General features: G+C 42.2%; 2 protein-coding genes. One reads left to right on the forward strand and one right to left on the reverse strand.

Annotated elements, in window-relative coordinates; translation table 11 throughout:
• On the forward strand, window positions 1-221 hold a 221-nt coding region (locus tag R7Q11_RS25120; protein ID WP_225466872.1), incomplete at its 5' end, for a type II toxin-antitoxin system RelE/ParE family toxin.
• A gap of 135 nt (window positions 222-356) precedes the next feature.
• Here R7Q11_RS25120 and R7Q11_RS25125 read toward each other — a convergent pair.
• On the reverse strand, window positions 357-788 hold the full coding sequence (locus R7Q11_RS25125; protein ID WP_005377056.1) for a T6SS immunity protein Tdi1 domain-containing protein: 432 nt from the start codon (window positions 786-788) through the stop codon (window positions 357-359).
• Window positions 789-957: the final 169 nt, after the last annotated feature.

Raw genomic sequence — 957 nt, forward strand, 5'->3', positions numbered from 1 at the left:
ATGACTTCAACCCTGATGCGGCAGAAAAAACTGACAACCTCATTGAAGCAAAAGTAGAAAACTTGCTTGAACAACCTCTAATGGGTCTGCAAAGAGATGGCATCCGCGGACGATTGCTCATTATTCCTGAGATTTCGATGATTGTCTCTTACTGGGTCGAGGGCGATATCATCCGAGTTATGCGTGTACTCCACCAGAAACAAAAATTCCCTACGGATTGATTGCTTCCTCTGGGGAACTAACGCCCTGTTAAGGTGTGAGCAACGCAATACCGATGCTCCCGCATGCCACCTTAAACACTAGACGCAACGCATAGCAAAAATGCCACGCGTTGCGAATCACTCTTAAACAGTTTGTTATGTGTTTGCGTGCTGAAGTTGAAAATGCAACTGAGACATTAGTGATTGATATACTTTCATAGTAAATACTTGCAAATTTTCCATACAAAACTCACCACCAATAACTGGATGCAGATTCCAACCTAAGCATTCGTCTTGTTTTGGTTGTAGCCCGTGTTCGAGCGCCAAGTCATACCAACTAGTTAAAAAGACATTATCACACCAATCTTGTGATTTATTCATTTTATTGTACTCATGAAAGTCCGAAGCAATTGTTTCATAGGTACCATCTAAAACCGATAACAATGAAATTGAGCCATCCACTTCACCAAATAGCCAGTCACCCATGATGGTTAGATACAAAGGTTTCCCTGTAGGATTAAGCAACCATTTCCACTGAGGTAACAAGGTATCTATTTCTACGTCCGAGACTTCCCAAATAAACTGCATTTTTATCTTTCTCACTCTGTTTAGAAACCCATTGACACATAACGCCTTGTTAAGGTGTGAGGCACGCAATACCAAAGCCCCCGCATGCCACCTAACCACTAAAACCAACGCATAGTAAAAATGCCACGCGTGCCGAATCACTCTTGAACAATTTGTTATGCGCGTTCTC

This window comes from Vibrio sp. 970 (assembly GCF_033339075.1).

Excerpts from the sequence above, each read along its gene's own strand:
- R7Q11_RS25125 (WP_005377056.1), bottom strand. The coding sequence starts at position 788 with ATGCAGTTTATTTGGGAAGTCTCGGACGTAGAAATAGATACCTTGTTA.